Raw genomic sequence first — 13,774 nt, forward strand, 5'->3', positions numbered from 1 at the left:
ACGCGTGAAGACCACCCCGGCATCGCCGGTTTTGGCATGCCGGTGCAAATGCAGAAGCCGTACCTCACCTCCCCCCGTGAGACGGTTGCAAAATAGAGGAAAGTCGTATGAATAATGTGTTGTATCGACGAAGGTGCGGCATCGGCACCGGTACCGTGTGTGCGCTGACGACGTTATTGATGGGGCTGAGCCACTTGGCATCGGGAGCAACGATTCCACCCGGAACCCAGCTTGCCGCACAACAGACACTCGTGCGCAATATAGGCAGCGAGGTTGAGACGCTCGATCCGAATATTGCGGAATCCGTGCCCGCGCATACCGTCACGGAAGACTTGTTCGAAGGCTTGACAGCTAACGACAATCACGGCGCGATCGTACCTGGCATCGCTGAAACATGGGAACAGAAAGATGCCGACACCTGGATCTTTCATCTTCGCAAGAATGCGAAATGGTCGAATGGCGATTCGCTTGTAGCGGGGGATTTTGTCTACGGGATGCAACGTCTAGTCGATCCGAAAACCGCCTCGCCCTACGCAACGGCATACGGTGTGTTCTTGCTGAACGGCCTTGATGTCGCCGCAGGCAAGAAACCTCCGTCAGCCTTGGGCGTGCGGGCAATCGACACGCACACGCTGGAGATCAAAACACCGAATCCAGTGCCATTTCTACCGGCGTTGATGGCAAATACCAATTTAGGCCCGATCAATGCCGCAATAGTGAAGAAGTTTGGCGAAAACTGGACAAAGCCAGGCAATATAGTCAGTGACGGCGCCTACATGCTGAAGTCGTGGACCGTCAACGATCGGATCGTCGTAGTCAAGAATCCCTATTATTGGGATGCGGCGAACGTGCAGTTATCACAAGTGACCTATTTGCCGGTCGAGAACGAAGACACCGACGTGAAAATGTATCAGTCGGGTGCGAACGATTGGGTGTATGAATTGCCGCCGGGTTCGTATGAACGGATGAAGCAGCAATACCCAAAGGAAATACATAATAACGCGATGTTGGGTTTGCGTTATTTTTCCCTGAATGCCGCGGACCCTCTTCTCAAAGACGTGCGTGTCCGGGAAGCCTTGTCAATGGTGATCGACCGCGATCTGCTGGTAAAACGGGTATTAGCGGATGGTCAGATTCCAATGTATGGCCTGATTGTCCCAGGCACGATCGGGGCGGATGTAACGCGCTATCCCTGGGCTGACTGGCCGATGTCAAAACGCGTCGCGGAAGCCAAAAAGCTTCTGAGCGAAGCCGGCGTAGCGGCGGGCACGACCTTGCATATCGCATATAACACCAGCGAAGGAAACAAGCGTCTAACGATCTTCATGGCGTCAGAGTGGAAAAGCAAACTCGGATTGAATGCACAGGTCGATGCGATGGAATTTCGCGTACTGTTGAAACAACGTCATACCGGTCAATATCAGGTTGCGCGCAACGGTTGGATTGGCGATTACAACGACGCCAGTACATTCCTGACGTTGGTTGCCTGCCATTCCGATCAGAACGACTCGAACTACTGCGACCCGAAAGCCCAGAAACTGCTGGATCAGGCCTCTGCATCGAACGATCTCGTCTTGCGGAGTAAGCTGCAGACTCAGGCAGCCGACGCGATCATGGACGGTTATCCGATCATTGCGCTCTCTCAATATACGATACCTCGTCTGGTCAAGCCATATGTCGGCGGCTATACCGATGACAATATGCTGGACCGTTTCCGCGGCAAAGATTTGTACATCCTGAAGCACTAGCGATTATTGGGATATACGCCGACGGGCATGAGAGCGCTAGCGGGTCGGCGCCGACATGTTTCCGTCGCTGGAGGTGTTATGTGGGCTTATACATTACGGCGCGTGCTTTTCACGGTCCCGACATTATTGATCGTCATCACGATCTGTTATCTCTTGCTGCATGCCACACCGGGCGGACCCTTCGACGGCGACCGCAAAGTGTCGGCCGCCGTGCTGGCAAATCTGCAAGCTAAATATCATCTCGATCAACCGTTATGGAAGCAGTACCTGCTCTATCTGTGGAGCTTGTTGCATGGTGATCTGGGAGCATCTTTTCGGTATGCCGACTGGAGCGTGAATGCATTGGTGCGTCAGGCCTTCCCCGTGTCGTTGACGATCGGTAGCGTGTCGATGTTGCTTTCGATCCTGCTCGGCATCGCGTTAGGCATGTATGCCGCCTTGTATCGTAATGGCCCGATCGATTATCTGTTGATGGTGGTTAGCAACGCCGGCAGTGCCTTTCCCTCCTTCGTCATCGGCCCCGTCTTGATCCTGGTCTTTGCGATTATGCTGAAATGGTTTCCCGCGGGCGGTTGGGACAACTTCGACGTGCGGTATATGGTGTTGCCGGTCGCATTGCTGACAATCATCAATATCGCGACGATCGGCCGCGTGGCCCGTGCGAGTCTGATCGAGGTGATGCATGCGAACTACATTCGAACGGCATTTTCCAAAGGATTGCCGCGGCGGACCGTCGTGCTGCGACATGCCTTGCGGCCAATGCTGATTCCCGTGGTGTCCGTGTTGGGCCCCTTGGCAATCTCGTCAATCACCGCGGCGGTAGTGACCGAATCGGTGTTTTCGCTGCCGGGTTTGGGCAAACTGATCGTCAACGGCGCCGCGAACCGAGACTACACCCTGGTGTTGGGTCTTGTCGTGTTGGTGACCGTCGTCGCGGTGCTTTTGAATCTTGTGGTCGATCTCGCCTATGCGTGGCTTGATCCGAAGATCCGCTATTGAGGCCTCAAGCAAGATGAAAACTCATGCGAAGCAGCGTGCCGTGGTACCGGCATTGACCGCTGCAGCGAATGCCCTGCCCGCCCCGGAACGAAGTCCCTGGCAAGATGCACGTCGTCGCTTTGGCCGCAACCGTGCGGCCGTCGTCAGCGTCGTCGTCTTGATCGTCATAACGGTCGCCTGTATCGTCGGCCCGATGTTGTTGCCGAATGATTTCGAGACGTCTGACTGGAACGCGATCAACGCCACGCCCGAGTGGACGGCGTGGCATCTTTTTGGTACCGATGAAAACGGCCGCGATTTGCTGGTACGATGCTTGATCGGCGGACGCGTTTCCTTGCTGGTGGGTGCCCTGGGCACTATCACATCGGTCGCCCTGGGCATACTATGGGGTGCGGTCGCTGGCTTCGTAGGCGGGCGCGTCGACAATCTGATGATGCGCTTCATTGACATGATGTATGCGATTCCCTACCTGCTGATCGCAATCTTGATGGTGACGTTGCTGGGTCGGAACTTCTATCTTGTCGTGCTGACCATCACCGTGTTCTCGTGGATGGATATGGCCCGAGTGGTAAGGGGGCAAACGCTGGCGATCCGCTCGAAGGAATACGTAGAGGCGGCGCGTGCAATCGGTGTGTCGACGTCAGGAATAATCTGGCGCCATGTGATTCCCAATCTGCTCGGCATCGTAGCGATCTACACGACGGTGACCGTGCCAGGCGTGATCTTGACTGAATCAGTGCTGTCTTTTCTCGGCCTGGGCGTTCAGGAGCCGATGACCAGTTGGGGTGTCCTGATTCAAGATGGCGTTGCATCGATGAGTGCGGCACCATGGACGTTATTGTTCCCAGCGTCGTTATTGTCGGCCACCTTGTATTGCATCAATTTCGTCGGCGATGGAATGCGTGATGCTCTTGATCCGAAGGAACGGTAAGCGCCATGACTTTGTTGAAAGTGCGAGATCTTGCCGTGCAATTTACATCGCACGACAAAAGCACCGTACAGGCGGTCAATGGCGTCAGTTTCGATCTGGAGCCTGGTAGCACCTTGGGCATCGTCGGCGAGTCAGGCTCCGGCAAAAGTCAGAGTGTATTGGCGATCCTGGGCTTGTTGGCGGAGAATGGTAAGGCGAGCGGTAGCGCGTTGTATCAAGGTCAGGACTTGTTGACGATGTCGACCCGGACCTTGAATGGGATTCGCGGCAACCAGCTATCAATGATTTTTCAAGATTCGATGACCTCGCTCAACCCCTATCTGACTATCGAACGACAGATGACGGAGGTACTCGAATTGCATAAGAAGATGACCCGACGCGAGGCCAAACGCCGATGCATCACGATGTTGGAAGCAGTCCGCATTCCCGAGGCGGCCCATCGGATCGGGCAGTATCCGCACGAGCTATCAGGCGGCATGCGTCAACGGGTGATGATCGCGATGGCCTTGCTATGCGAGCCGCAAGTGTTGTTCGCCGACGAGCCGACGACCGCCCTGGACGTCACCGTCCAGGCACAGGTGCTCGAATTGCTTCGCGAATTGCAGCACGACTTTGGCACGGCAATCGTCTTGATCACGCACGACTTGGGGGTGGTAGCAGGATTGTGTGAAAAGGTGATGGTGATGTATGGCGGCAGTGTAATGGAGCACTGCAGCGCCAGCGCCCTCTTCGCCCGGCCATCACATCCCTATACCGTCGGACTGCTGGAAGCATTACCACGCTTGGACCAAACCGACGCCGCGCTGGTCGCTATTCCCGGCAATCCACCGAATATGGCCCATCCGCCGACGGGATGCCCTTTCCACCCACGTTGCGCGATGGCGATGCCCGATTGCGGCGAAGCGCAGCCGCCCCTCACGGCTTTCGGAGACGACGCGTCGTGGCAGCGTGCATGCTATCGACCCGTCGTTGATGTACGGGAGTTCCATCATGCATGATGCACCGATTTTGCAAGTCCGCGATCTGCGTGTGCATTTCAAGGTCAAGCCGGCGCGTTCGCTACCATGGAGCCGCGCGCGGCAGTTAAAGGCGGTTGACGGCGTGAGTTTCGATTTATATGCCGGCGAGACCTTGTGCGTCGTGGGCGAGTCAGGCTGCGGCAAATCCACGCTGGCACGGGCGATCCTGAATCTGATACCACGCACCGACGGCTCGGTGGCCTGGATGGGAAAGACGCTTGATACCGGTACGGACAAGGCCTGGCATGCGACACGAAGCGACATGCAGATTATTTTTCAAGATCCGCTGGCCTCGCTCGATCCTAGAATGACGGTCGGACAGATCATTGCCGAGCCACTGCAAGTGCATCGTCCGAATATGTCACAGGCTGAGAGAGTGACGCAGGTCAGGAAGATGATGGTCAAGGTAGGCTTACGGGAAGACATGTTGAACCGTTACGCCCACGAATTTTCGGGCGGGCAATGTCAGCGTATCGGCATCGCACGGGCCTTGATCATTGCACCAAAGCTGGTCGTATGTGATGAACCCGTGTCGGCCCTGGATGTTTCGATTCAGGCCCAGATCGTCAATTTGCTGAAAGCAATGCAAAAGGAGATGGGGCTGGCATTGATCTTCATTTCTCACGACCTCGCGATCGTAAAGCACATTGCGGACAGGGTGCTTGTGATGTATCTGGGGCATGTAATGGAAATGGCGGATAAAAACAGTCTGTATGGCATGCCTAGGCATCCCTATACGCAAGCACTTCTATCGGCTATTCCGATCGCCGACCCACTCGCCGCACGCAACAAAAGCGTGCACATTCTTGCGAACGATATTCCAAGTCCGATCAATCCGCCGGAAGGCTGCGTGTTTCATACGCGTTGCCCGATAAGCGAAAAACGCTGTGCCATCGAGACGCCCGTGCTGCGTGCTGTTCAGGCCGGCGGAATCGATAGTCGTGTTGCATGCCTGCGCGCCGATACCGCGTGAGTTGGTGCTTCGATGTCTCCTGAAGGGCGGTCGCACATGGACGCTATTTTTGAGGCACCTATCTGTGGGCCGGGCCGCGAGTACGGTCTCGCTGTTGACGAGAATGATGGCATGGCATGCCATGTCACGGCATGACGGGGGGATGATACGTCAACGTGCTCGCAAGTGCCCATAACATGAAGATCACCAACGGCAGGTGCACGACCAACTGAATAAAGGTAAAACCAACGACATCCCTTGCACGAAGTCCGAGCACACCCAGCAAAGGCAGCATCCAGAAGGGGTTGATCAGGTTGGGCAATGCCTCCGCTGCATTGTAGACCGTCACCGCCCAGCCAAGATGTACATGCAGGAGCTTGGCGGCCTCGATCACATAAGGGGCTTCAATGATCCACTTCCCACCGCCCGAGGGAACAAAGAATCCCAGCACCGCCGAGTAGATCCCCATAACCGCAGGAAATGACGACTGCGAGGAAACGGCTACGAAGAAGTGCGACAAATGGTCTGCGAGCGGCAGACCCGTCGCCCCATTCGCTTTAGTCAGCATGTAGGCAATGCCGCCATACAGCGGAAACTGAATCAATACTCCCGCAACTGACGGCACGGATTTCGCGACCGCGTTGAGGAAACGGCGCGGACGCCAGTTCAGCAGCATGCCGAGCAGAAGGAACAGGAAGTTGTAGGTGTTGAGGTTCGAGATGGCAATCAGGGGATTTTTCGTACTGAATTCATGCCACGCCCAGATGCCGCCGAGTATCACAATGAAAATGGAAACCAAAGGGCTGTATTCGAGCCAATCGCCAGGACGCAATGGCTTCTTGACTTGCAGTTCGTCGTCGTCGAGCGAAATACCCGAGATCAGCCGCGGTCTTGACTCGTTGCTCGCCCGGCGCAGATAAATAGGCGATCAACAGGGATATGACCGTCAGGGCCGCGGCCATCAGCATGGACTGCGAAAGGAAGATCGTTTCAGAAAACGGAATGACACCGGTGATGGCAAGAAGGGCCTTGGGCAGACTATCTGGATTGGCCTGAAGCTGCGCTGCCGAAGAACTCAGTCCTAAAGCCCAGGTTGCTCCCATGCCGAGGTATGCTGCCGCTCCCGCCGCGCGATAGTCCATCCGCAGATCACTTCTTCTGGCCAACGCACGTACCAGCAAACCGCTAAAGATCAGACTGACGGCCCAGTTGAACAGCGAAGCAACGATACTGATCAATGCGACGAAGGCAACCGCTGCCTTTGCCGAGGACGGAATGCGCGCCAACCAGCCAATGAACTTTGATGCCGGGGGCGAAACAGCAACCACGTAACCTGAAATGGCGACCACGGCCATCTGCATGGTGAACGGGATAAGGCTCCAGAATCCGTCTCCGAAGGCAATGCCCACACGTTGAACTGGCGAACCAATTGCGATCGCACCCAGTGCAACCACGATCACTGCGATGGCCGCAAAGATGTAGGCATCGGGAAACCACTTTTCAGACCATTTGGTTACACTGGCGGCCATCCGTTCGAGTTTCCCGCCCTCTTTCCCTAGCGGGGCTTGTACCATTTTTGCGTTGAACATCTTCTTCATCTATCGTCTCCTTCCATGAAGGTGCATCCGCTGTCTTTTCGCTTATAACCTTGCACAGCAGCGGCCCGGTCCACCAGCGCGGTGCCAATCGCCTTGAAGACGGTCAATGCCCGTCATTCGCGCGGCCTTCGGCTTGCTACCGACACAGGTCCGCGAGCGTACCTTTGAAATCACTATCAGGATATTCCGGGGTAAATCGCTGGCTGCTCATGCACTTCCTCCTATGCGCAAATCATAGGCCAGAAATGTCTACCGTACCGCAGGAAGTCCATTTGACAATGTTCCGAGATCCATATATATTGGAAACGATCATTTCCAATATATATGGATCATGCCCACCCTTTCCGATGACAGTTCAACACGGCGGCCCCGAGGCAGGCCCCGTGAATTCGACGAAGTGCCTTTTCTCGATGCGGCGATCATGCTATTTCGCCGTCGCAGCTTCAGTGGCGTAAGCATCAGTGACATCACCCACGCGACAGGGCTGACGGCAGGAAGTCTGTACAAGGCCTACAAAGACAAAGAAGGTCTCTTCGCTAAAGCGTTGGCCCGCTATATCGAACAACGAGAAGTGAGCCTTCGCGAAAGACTCGATCAAGCGAAAGACGGGAAGAGCAAGATTGCCGAACTGCTACGCGCTTATGTCGCGTTGAGCCAGGGCAAGGACGGCAAGCTCGGCTGCATGGTTGTCGCCGGCGTCATCGATCTGGAGCAACTTGGCGCTGCGTCGGAGGTGCTGAGTCGCCAACTGGACCGGCGCAGGGCGATGCTCGAAGCGTTGATTATGGAGGGATGCCATGATGAATCGATCCCCGCGCACATCGACTGCCGCGCAGCGGCTGGGGTGCTCCTCGCGCTGCTGCAAGGTATGCGTGTCGTGGCCAAGGCATCAACGCTCACTGACGATGGAGAGGCTTTCGTGCGTCGGGCGTTGAAGCTGCTGGAATAGTCATGTACGTCATCATCGCTCTGCTTGCCGGTGCAATGCTGCCGTTGCAAGCGATTTTTAATGCACGCATGGGCAATGCACTCGGCTCGCCAATTTGGGGAGCCATGGTGTCAGCAATCATTTCGTCGATCGCTTTAAGCGCCGTCGGATTTAGCCTCACGGGCTCAATACCGCGAGGGACACACTTACAAACGCTACCCGTCTGGGCATGGCTCGGCGGTTTCTGCGGCGTCATTACGTTGGCAGGCGTCGCCGCCTGCACCCCTCGCCTTGGCGCAGCCGCAATGGTGGCTTTCGTGGTTGCTGGCCAAGTCGCCTTTTCGATTGCGCTCGATTGCTTTGGCTTGTTTGGTGTATCAGCGCAACCGATTACCCTGCAACGTGCCATTGCCGCGGTTCTGGTGTTGGCAGGTGCGGCTCTCATTCGTTAGGATTTTCAAGATGCCGTCTCTGATGCTTCCGGATGCTCCCTTAGGTTTTACCCATCAGTTTGGTCGGGTGAATGATCTGCGGTTTCACTATGTAACAGGGGGACTGGCAAATGGCCCTGCCCTGGTTCTCCTGGCTGGATTTCCCGAAAGCTGGTTTGCTTGGCGTCACGTCATGGCACACCTCGTTAATCGGTACCGGATTGTCGCCATCGACTTACCTGGGCAAGGTGACAGCGACAAACCGCTATCGGGCTACGACACGCAAACGGTCGCCCAGCGCTTGCACGACTTTGTTGCCTCCCTCGGCTTAGACCGTTATTACCTTGCGGCACACGATGTGGGGGCCTGGGTCGCCTTTCCCTATGCGATGATGTTCGGGGATGAAATCCGCGCGCTAAGCCTCATGGATTCCGGTATTCCAGGTGTATCGCTTCCGGAAATGCTGCCTTCGTCTTCCAGTAAGTCATGGAAGACCTGGCACTTCTCATTCCATGCCGTTGCGGACCTGCCCGAATCCCTGCTCCAGGGTCGTGAACGAATCTACCTCGAGTGGTTCTTCAGAGAGAAGACCGCCAATCCTGCCTGCTATGGTGACGTTGAAATCACCGAGTATGAGCGCCTGCTTAAAGCACCTGGTGGCTTACGCGCGGGACTGGCTTTTTATCGGTCCTTGTCGGAATCGGCGACACAGAACAAGGCTCTGGCGCAAACGGCGCGATTGATCATGCCTGTTTTGGGACTGTCCGCGGATCAAGGCTCCATTCCAGACATGGCAGCAACCCTTCGACCGTATGGGGACAACGTGCACAGCGAGACAATCGCGGCCTGCGGACACTTCCAGCCTGAAGAGCAACCAGAAGCCGTCGCTAATGCGTTGGCGCACTTCTTTCAATAACGTGGGCGGACTACCGTTGAGCAAAAAAGTCGTTGATCATTCGAGTTGAACGATCAACGACCAAATTAAATAACATTAAAAATCAGTTATTTAAAATTCCCTCACTCCCACTCGATCGTCGCCGGTGGCTTCCCTGAAATGTCGTACACCACGCGATTAATCCCCCGCACTTCATTGATAATGCGGTTCGACACATGCCCAAGCAGGTCATGCGGCAGGTGGGCCCAGTGGGCGGTCATGAAGTCCTGCGTTTGCACGGCGCGCAATGCCACAACGTAGTCATACGTCCGCCCGTCGCCCATCACGCCGACACTCTTCACCGGCAGGAACACGGCGAATGCCTGGCTGGTCAACTCGTACCATGTCTTGCCGGTCTTCTCACAAGCAAAACGCGGATCACGCAGCGTCTCGATAAAGATCGCATCCGCATGGCGCAGCAGGTCCGCGAACTCGCGCTTCACCTCGCCCAGGATACGCACGCCCAGACCGGGCCCTGGGAACGGATGGCGATACACCATGTCGTGCGGCAATCCCAGCTCGATGCCCAGCGCCCGCACTTCGTCCTTGAACAGCTCGCGCAACGGCTCGACCAGCTTCAAATGCATGTCTTCCGGCAGACCACCGACGTTGTGGTGACTCTTGATCTTTGCCGCGCCTTTCTTGCCGTGCCCCGCGGATTCAATAACATCCGGATAGATCGTGCCTTGCGCCAACCACTTTGCCGACGTCAGCTTAGCGGACTCTGCCTTGAATACCTCGACGAACTCGCGACCAATGATCTTCCGCTTCGCTTCCGGGTCACTGACGCCCGCGAGCTTGCCAAGAAAATCCGCGCTTGCGTCCACATGAATGACCTTCACGCCAAGATTGTCCGCGAACGTCTTCATCACCTGCTCTGCCTCATTCAAGCGCAGCAAGCCATGATCGACGAACACGCAGGTCAGTTGATCGCCGATTGCCTGGTGCAGCAACGCAGCAGCGACCGATGAATCCACCCCACCGGACAAGCCCAGGATCACCTGCTCGTCACCTACCTGCGCGCGGATCTTCTCGACCGCTTCCGAGACGTAATTACCCATCTCCCAATCGGCCTTCGCCCCGCAGATATCCAGTACGAAACGGCGCAAGATCGACGTACCCTGCTTCGTATGCGTGACTTCAGGGTGGAACTGCACCGCGTAGTAACCCTTGTCCTCGTTCGCCATCGCGGCGATCGGACAGGACGGCGTGGAGGCCATCAACTTGAACCCGTCCGGCAACGCTTCTACCTTGTCACCATGGCTCATCCATACATCCAGCATGCCGTGACCTTCCGCGGTCGCGTAATCCTGGATGCCCTCCAGCAATTTCGTATGCCCGTGTGCGCGCACCGCCGCGTAACCAAACTCGCGCGTATTGCTGCTCTGGACCTTGCCGCCCAACTGCTCGGCCATTGCCTGCATGCCGTAACAGATCCCGAACACCGGCACGCCCACCGTAAAAACCGCATCCGGTACACGCGGCGTATCGCCTTCGGTAACCGAGCTCGGGCCTCCGGACAGAATGATGCCCTTCGGCGCAAATTCGCGAATGAAAGCCTCGCTCACGTCATACGGATGGATTTCCGAATAGACCTGCGCTTCACGCACACGGCGGGCAATCAGTTGCGTAACCTGGGAACCGAAATCGAGAATAAGGATCTTGTCGTGCATCGTGGCTCGCATGTGACCATGCGCTGAATTGGAATGTTATAGGAGCGCTACTCGCGTCGCGTTTTCACGCCACGCGTTGAATCTTGTCCAACGCGCACTTGCGCGCCGGCATGCCATTGGCGTCATCGGTTCGCGCCTGGCCGCCGATGGCTGGCATGCTGCGATCGCGCAACCATTGGCTAGAACGACGGCGGCACCGGCCGTGTGACTGGCGCTTCGGACGCCGGGGTTCCTGGTGTCGATGGCGGCAACGTCCCCCCCTCGACCAGTGCATGCCGATCCTCTTGTGTCGGAATATCGACAGTACGCGTCGCGCGAACCGTTCCTACTTCTTCGGCAAAAGGATTGGCCGTTGTATCCCGTGAAGCTGCCGCAGGCGGTGTACCGATATACGGATCCCGATCGACCGCCCCGTAGACCGCACGCGGAGAACCGTAAAACATCGGTGTCCCTCCCTGCTCGGTCATGCCGCCGAAACGGCTTCCCGAGGGATGGCCATCGCTCGACTCCGCCGCGCGTTGACGCCTAAGTGCCTCACGCGACGCAGACCGTGCCTCGGACAGGTCACGGCGTTCGCGACGACCGACCATCGAAGCCAGACGCGCCTGAATCAAACCAAGCAAGATAACCAATACGGCGTAGGCGGGTACGACAAACGCCGGCCCCGGCTCCAGCACCGGCTGATGATAGGTAAGCTGCCAGATCAATACCGTGGCGCCGGCAAGCCAAAGGATGTGCCCCGAGACCCAACCGATCGTCGCAGTGGCAGACCCGCGGATCATGCCGGCCAACAACATCCAGGTAAAACCCAGAAGCAACACGCCCAGCAATTGCCCGATCAGCGCCGGAGAACTGGCAAGCGGCGCGAGCGGCGCGGACACCGCCAACCAAGGTGTCATCAGAAAAAATAGCCCGAGCAACGCGACAGTTACCGCGTTGATCGCGAGGAACGTCCGTAGCAAGGGCTTCATCGCCGATTACTCCATCTGATAGTTAGGCGCTTCTTTCGTGATCTGCACATCATGCACATGCGATTCACGAATACCGGCCGACGTGATCTGGACGAATTCCGATTTTTCGTGCAACTCGTCGATCGTCCGGCAGCCGCAATACCCCATGCTTGAACGAATGCCGCCCGTCAGTTGGAACAGGATCGGGGTCAATGCACCCTTGTACGGGACGCGTCCTTCGATCCCTTCCGGCACCAACTTCTCGATGTTTGCCGAGCTGTCCTGGAAATAGCGATCGGCGGCGCCATCCTTCATCGCGCCGACGGAACCCATGCCACGATACGACTTGAACGAACGGCCTTGATACAGGAACACGTCGCCCGGTGCTTCTTCGGTGCCTGCGAACATCCCACCCATCATCACCGCATTCGCGCCAGCGGCCAGCGCCTTCGAGACGTCACCCGAATAGCGCACACCACCATCACCGATCAGTGGCACCCCGGTGCCCTTCAACGCTTCGGCAACATTAGCAATGGCCGTGATCTGCGGCACGCCTACACCTGCCACGATCCGCGTCGTGCAGATTGATCCCGGACCGATCCCGACCTTGACGCCGTCCGCGCCATACTCGACCAGCGCCCGCGCCGCAGCCGCCGTGGCGATATTACCGCCGATGACTTCCACGCCGTCGTAATTGCGCTTGATCCATTTGACCCGGTCCAGCACGCCCTGGCTATGGCCATGCGCCGTATCGACCACGATCACGTCGACACCCGCCTTCACCAGCGCCTCGACACGCTCCTCGGCGTCCTTGCCCACGCCAACAGCCGCGCCCACGCGTAGCTTGCCCTGGTCATCCTTGCTCGCGGCAGGATGTTCCGTGGCCTTCAGAATGTCTTTGACCGTCATCAGGCCGCGCAATTCGAACGCGTCATTGATCACCAGCACGCGCTCCAGGCGGTTCGAGTGCATCAATTCCTTCGCTTCCGCCAGCGACGCGCCTTCCTTGACGGTAATCAGACGCTCACGCGGTGTCATCACCGTCCGGACCTCCACGTCCAGGCGTGGCTCGAAACGCAGGTCGCGATTCGTCACGATGCCGATGACCGTCGACCCTTCTACCACCGGAAAACCAGAAATGCCATGCAGGCGGGACAGTTCCAGCACATCGCGCACGCGCATGTCGCCAGTGACGGTGATGGGGTCACGCACGACGCCGGATTCATACCGCTTCACACGCGATACTTCACGTGCTTGCTCCGCGGCAGTGAGATTCTTGTGAACGATACCGATGCCGCCCGATTGCGCCATGGCAATCGCCAGGCGGCCTTCCGTGACCGTGTCCATCGCCGCGGATACCAACGGGATGTTCAGGGCGATGTTGCGGGTCAGTCGGGTTTTGAGGACCGTGTCGGTCGGCAGGACGTTCGAGAACGCCGGAACAAGAAGCACATCATCGAACGTGAGTGCGGTTTGGATCAGACGCATGGCAAATCCTATAGGCGCAAAAGCAGATTATACGCGCTTCCGAGGCGTCGGGAAATGGGGGCGGGATCGGGAAGCCCGGGCGGCCATGCTATTCTCGCGGTATTTTGTAGCCGTTTGTTGACA

Annotated in this window: 11 protein-coding genes and 1 pseudogene; 8 read left to right on the forward strand and 4 right to left on the reverse strand. The window is 57.1% G+C overall.

The window, feature by feature from the left end:
* Positions 1-107: 107 nt before the first annotated feature.
* The 5 genes from WM40_RS13145 to WM40_RS13165 all read left to right on the forward strand — a co-directional run bounded on the left by WM40_RS13145 (position 108) and on the right by WM40_RS13165 (position 5,670).
* On the forward strand, positions 108-1,748 hold the full coding sequence (locus tag WM40_RS13145) for a peptide ABC transporter substrate-binding protein (RefSeq protein ID WP_024903060.1): 1,641 nt from the start codon (positions 108-110) through the stop codon (positions 1,746-1,748).
* A gap of 78 nt (positions 1,749-1,826) precedes the next feature.
* Complete coding sequence (locus WM40_RS13150; protein WP_046153052.1) at positions 1,827-2,747, forward strand: ABC transporter permease subunit; 921 nt, start codon at positions 1,827-1,829, stop codon at positions 2,745-2,747.
* Between the two features lie 13 nt (positions 2,748-2,760).
* The gene (locus WM40_RS13155) at positions 2,761-3,678 is read left to right on the forward strand and encodes an ABC transporter permease (protein WP_024903062.1); all 918 of its coding nucleotides are present in this window, start codon (positions 2,761-2,763) and stop codon (positions 3,676-3,678) included.
* Between the two features lie 5 nt (positions 3,679-3,683).
* The gene (locus WM40_RS13160; RefSeq protein WP_046153053.1) at positions 3,684-4,676 is read left to right on the forward strand and encodes an ABC transporter ATP-binding protein; all 993 of its coding nucleotides are present in this window, start codon (positions 3,684-3,686) and stop codon (positions 4,674-4,676) included.
* Complete coding sequence (locus tag WM40_RS13165; protein ID WP_046153054.1) at positions 4,669-5,670, forward strand: oligopeptide/dipeptide ABC transporter ATP-binding protein; 1,002 nt, start codon at positions 4,669-4,671, stop codon at positions 5,668-5,670. The genes WM40_RS13160 and WM40_RS13165 overlap by 8 nt, the downstream gene beginning before the upstream one ends.
* Before the next feature lie 124 nt (positions 5,671-5,794).
* Here the strand turns inward: WM40_RS13165 and WM40_RS13170 are convergent.
* A pseudogene (locus WM40_RS13170) lies at positions 5,795-7,247 on the reverse strand (short-chain fatty acid transporter).
* Between the two features lie 331 nt (positions 7,248-7,578).
* On the opposite strand from WM40_RS13170, the gene WM40_RS13175 reads away from it, so the two are divergent.
* From WM40_RS13175 to WM40_RS13185, 3 genes are read left to right on the forward strand one after another with little or no spacing between them, the layout of a single operon-like run.
* Complete coding sequence (locus tag WM40_RS13175) at positions 7,579-8,196, forward strand: TetR/AcrR family transcriptional regulator (protein ID WP_024903066.1); 618 nt, start codon at positions 7,579-7,581, stop codon at positions 8,194-8,196.
* A 2-nt stretch (positions 8,197-8,198) separates the two neighbouring features.
* The gene (locus WM40_RS13180) at positions 8,199-8,627 is read left to right on the forward strand and encodes a DMT family transporter (RefSeq protein ID WP_036009271.1); all 429 of its coding nucleotides are present in this window, start codon (positions 8,199-8,201) and stop codon (positions 8,625-8,627) included.
* 10 nt (positions 8,628-8,637) lie between these two features.
* On the forward strand, positions 8,638-9,522 hold the full coding sequence (locus WM40_RS13185; RefSeq protein WP_024903067.1) for an alpha/beta fold hydrolase: 885 nt from the start codon (positions 8,638-8,640) through the stop codon (positions 9,520-9,522).
* A gap of 101 nt (positions 9,523-9,623) precedes the next feature.
* On the opposite strand, the gene guaA is transcribed toward WM40_RS13185, so the two are convergent.
* The 3 genes from guaA to guaB all read right to left on the reverse strand — a co-directional run bounded on the left by guaA (position 9,624) and on the right by guaB (position 13,651).
* On the reverse strand, positions 9,624-11,213 hold the full coding sequence (gene guaA / locus WM40_RS13190) for a glutamine-hydrolyzing GMP synthase (protein ID WP_024903068.1): 1,590 nt from the start codon (positions 11,211-11,213) through the stop codon (positions 9,624-9,626).
* Positions 11,214-11,392: 179 nt separating this feature from the next.
* The gene (locus WM40_RS13195; RefSeq protein WP_024903069.1) at positions 11,393-12,184 is read right to left on the reverse strand and encodes a hypothetical protein; all 792 of its coding nucleotides are present in this window, start codon (positions 12,182-12,184) and stop codon (positions 11,393-11,395) included.
* A 6-nt stretch (positions 12,185-12,190) separates the two neighbouring features.
* A complete protein-coding gene (gene guaB, locus WM40_RS13200) occupies positions 12,191-13,651 on the reverse strand; it encodes an IMP dehydrogenase (protein WP_024903070.1) in 1,461 nt (486 codons plus the stop codon).
* Between the last annotated feature and the right edge of the window lie 123 nt (positions 13,652-13,774).

The organism is Robbsia andropogonis (assembly GCF_000970345.1).
Taxonomy (GTDB): Bacteria; Pseudomonadota; Gammaproteobacteria; order Burkholderiales; family Burkholderiaceae; genus Robbsia; species Robbsia andropogonis.

What these genes read in the sequence shown, in the direction of transcription:
- WM40_RS13145 (WP_024903060.1), top strand. Translation starts at nt 108, where the DNA reads ATGAATAATGTGTTGTATCGACGAAGGTGCGGCATCGGCACCGGTACC.
- WM40_RS13150 (WP_046153052.1), top strand. Translation starts at nt 1,827, where the DNA reads ATGTGGGCTTATACATTACGGCGCGTGCTTTTCACGGTCCCGACATTA.
- WM40_RS13155 (WP_024903062.1), top strand. Translation starts at nt 2,761, where the DNA reads ATGAAAACTCATGCGAAGCAGCGTGCCGTGGTACCGGCATTGACCGCT.
- WM40_RS13160 (WP_046153053.1), top strand. Translation starts at nt 3,684, where the DNA reads ATGACTTTGTTGAAAGTGCGAGATCTTGCCGTGCAATTTACATCGCAC.
- WM40_RS13165 (WP_046153054.1), top strand. Translation starts at nt 4,669, where the DNA reads ATGCATGATGCACCGATTTTGCAAGTCCGCGATCTGCGTGTGCATTTC.
- WM40_RS13175 (WP_024903066.1), top strand. Translation starts at nt 7,579, where the DNA reads ATGCCCACCCTTTCCGATGACAGTTCAACACGGCGGCCCCGAGGCAGG.
- WM40_RS13180 (WP_036009271.1), top strand. Translation starts at nt 8,199, where the DNA reads ATGTACGTCATCATCGCTCTGCTTGCCGGTGCAATGCTGCCGTTGCAA.
- WM40_RS13185 (WP_024903067.1), top strand. Translation starts at nt 8,638, where the DNA reads ATGCCGTCTCTGATGCTTCCGGATGCTCCCTTAGGTTTTACCCATCAG.
- guaA (WP_024903068.1), bottom strand. Translation starts at nt 11,213, where the DNA reads ATGCACGACAAGATCCTTATTCTCGATTTCGGTTCCCAGGTTACGCAA.
- WM40_RS13195 (WP_024903069.1), bottom strand. Translation starts at nt 12,184, where the DNA reads ATGAAGCCCTTGCTACGGACGTTCCTCGCGATCAACGCGGTAACTGTC.
- guaB (WP_024903070.1), bottom strand. Translation starts at nt 13,651, where the DNA reads ATGCGTCTGATCCAAACCGCACTCACGTTCGATGATGTGCTTCTTGTT.